Genomic DNA, 3,037 nt, shown 5'->3' with positions numbered 1-3,037 from the left:
ACGTCAATCGTCCGCGTCTCACCCGGCTGCAGCGGGCTGTTGTCGCTCACTTCAAGCCCATCGTCCGCCAACAGGTCTTCCGGATAACCGGTGGTGTCGCGGTAGACATCGCTGTCCAGGAAACGCACCGACGCGGTGTAGAACTCACCCAACCGCACCGGCTTGTTGCCGTTGTTGGTGACGGTGAGCTTCATGCGCATCGCACGGCCCGGTACCCGGTAGGTGGCGTCGGCAACCTTCACCGAAATCGTCGACTTCGGCATTTCGATCGGCTGAATGCCTCTCATGGTGCCGGCCTGCAACGGAATGGTGATCGGGTATTTGCTGTTGGCGCTCGACATCGCGAAGATCACGATCAGGATCGTCGCCGCGGCAAAGCCCATCGCCACTTTCTTGTCACCCGCCGAGACCAGCTCGTCCGCACGGCCCGCTTCCACCATCAGGTAGCGCGGCAAGAAGGCCGGACGACGGACCCAGTACACGATCCAGGCGACGCCAATGGCGTACCAGAAGAAGTGCCAGAAGTAGGTGTTGCCTTCGTTGTAGGTCTCCAGATCCACGGTCTGACCGGTCAGGGTGGTCACCGGGTTCTTGAATTCGCTCATGGAGCCTTCGATCGTGATCCACTTGCCGGGGCCGATGATCGGACCACCGCCTTCGACGTTCATCATGGTGTGCACGTGCCAGTCACCCGGACGGCGCGCCTTCAACACAACTTTGAACTCGTAGGTCTTGCCAATCTCCAAGCGCACCGAACGCGGCACCAACTGGCCACCGATGTACGATTCCTTGCGGATGAAGACCGGACCCGGAATACCGATGTTCAAGAACGCGGTATCGGGCTCGGCGACCGTTTCCGGCCAGCCTTCGAACACGTGGAATTTACCGGTGATTTCGACGGTGTCGTTGACCTTCACCTTCTCTTTCGACCAGTTCAGATCGTACCAGTGGATGGTACGCATACGCATGAACGCCGCCTGCGATTTCTCACCGTGGGCCGAGGCGCTCGGCGCGTAGAAGCTGGTCGCGGCAAACGTGGCCAGCAAACCGACCATGGACCACTTGGCGATCCTGTCTTTGAGTAGTTTCATAGGTTCTTCCTCTCTCGAGTCTATTCTGTTGTACCCGCCTCTCAAGCCCCCGTGTCAGGGCGCTTCAAAGGCTTGGTGCGTTTTGCTTGTACGTCCGATTCCGGTCCCGATTAGGTCTGCTTCAGGAACCGTACGGTCGAGAACCAACGGCCCACAAAGTGCCACATGAAGTAGATCAGAATGGACATGAAGGCCGAGAAGAACGCCGACACCGGCGCGACGTCCTTACCGAAGGTTCTCAGGGTACCTTTTTCCACCATGCGGATGTACTCGGGGGTACCGGTACGCACATAGTTGTAACCCTGAATGTCGGCAATCGACATCAGCATGCCGTTGTATTCCACCGGCACGTGCAGCGGGGCAATCATCGGCCAGTTACCCGGGTAGAAAATCAGACCCCAAGCCATGCCCCCAACGATCGCCGTGAACAGGTAGCTGCCCGACAGCATCAGGAACGTATCCAGCAAAATCGCACCCGGTACCAGAATCGCCGGGAACACAAAGTTGATCGGGAAGTAGGTCCAACCCCAGAAGTTGAAGTAGCGGTTGACCCATTCACCAAACAGCAACGCCAACACCGCGATGGTCGCGCCCCACGGGTTGCGGAACTTCTCCCAGGTCCAGGCCTGGATCGCCGCCGGGAAGGTCACCAACACGATCGGGGTCACCGTCACCCACAGACGACGGTCCTTCCAGTCCGACCAGAAGTCCCAGTCACCCATGGTCAACATGGCGTGAATGTGATACGAACCAACCACCACAAAGAAGAAAATGAAGATCCCCAGGTAGTCAATGGTCCTGGAGACTTGCACTGCTTCGGCATGAGACCGAACCGCAGATTGAAGTGCGCTCATGAGTTACCTCCAAAAGTTCATTTATTGTCGTTTTAGATGACCGCCCGCCGGGCGGTCATCGTCACGTCCAGTGCCGGTCGCAGCGGCCGCGCCGATCGGTAGTAGCTACCGTCGCCGCCCCGCCGCAACCCGTCCAAACTTATTTCGCGATCAGACCTTGATCCACCGCTTCACAGATTTCCTTGCCCATCAGGTTCGAGAAGCTCGCAAACACCTGCAGCAACACGCCCATGATGGCCAATGCCAGCCAGCCGAAGATCACGAAGCCGTAGTGCAAGGGCGCTACGAACAACTCTTCCATAAACCAGAAGGTGTGACCCCATTCGTTCAAGCCAACGTTCGGCAGAATCATGAACGGACCGGTCCACAGAATCAGGTACGCCAGCGACAAGCCTTTCGAAGCCGAAAAGTGCGGCAGGCGGGTATGCGCATACAGGAACGCGCCACCACCCGTGATGATGTAGATCGGATAGCTCAGGTAGAACTCGATGATGTGCGACGGCGTGAAGTCGGTGTCGCGAACAATCGTCTGGTGCCAGGTGCCGTCCTGCTCGGTGAAGTAGCTCGCACCCCAGTAAATGGCCCATGCATACGCAAACAGCCAAATCAGGTGCGTCATGTTCCGGCGCAGTTCTTCCCGCGGCGCCAGTGCCGCCAGGTTGCGGTCACGGGTCTTCCACAGGTAGCCCCACAGAATCGAGGCGGTGACCACTTCCAGTACGATTTCGGTGTACAGGAAGTTCATCCAGTACGTCTCGAATTCCGGTGCGAACGAATCCAGACCGGCGGACCAGCCGTAGACCCCTTCATACCACCGAACCCACATATAAAAGACCGTGTACAGCATGAACGCAAAGGTCAGCCACTTCATGTCCAAAAGCGGCTTGTCTTGCGCTGCTACGCCACCAACTGTTGTTGCAGCCATAGTTTTACCTCCAAAGTTAGTACTCATTCGCGGTGCGTCGCCGCCCCGCTACCTCGTCGTGCATCCTTGTCTTCTTCATTCTTGCCCCTGGCCCAAGGGCCCCTGCGACAAAATGCCCCACTCCTAGGGTGCGTTGCAGTCTATCACTCATTCATGCCTTGTCAAGG

General features: G+C 57.8%; 3 protein-coding genes. All 3 read right to left on the bottom strand.

Annotated features, from left to right (window positions below; all coding sequences use genetic code 11):
- A partial coding sequence (gene amoB, locus B2A78_RS25370; RefSeq protein WP_077732837.1) for a bacterial ammonia monooxygenase, subunit AmoB occupies positions 1-1,091 on the bottom strand: 1,091 nt, incomplete at its 3' end.
- 110 nt (positions 1,092-1,201) lie between these two features.
- Entirely contained in the window at positions 1,202-1,945 is a 744-nt protein-coding gene (gene amoA / locus B2A78_RS25365) for a bacterial ammonia monooxygenase, subunit AmoA (RefSeq protein ID WP_077732836.1), read from the bottom strand.
- Between the two features lie 139 nt (positions 1,946-2,084).
- Positions 2,085-2,870, bottom strand: a complete 786-nt coding sequence (amoC, locus tag B2A78_RS25360) for a bacterial ammonia monooxygenase, subunit AmoC (RefSeq protein ID WP_077732835.1) — start codon at positions 2,868-2,870, stop codon at positions 2,085-2,087.
- Positions 2,871-3,037: the final 167 nt, after the last annotated feature.

Origin of the sequence: Methylocaldum sp. 14B, assembly GCF_002005105.1 — a bacterium.
Lineage (GTDB): Bacteria > Pseudomonadota > Gammaproteobacteria > Methylococcales > Methylococcaceae > Methylocaldum.
This window is presented reverse-complemented; position numbering and strand designations above follow the sequence as displayed.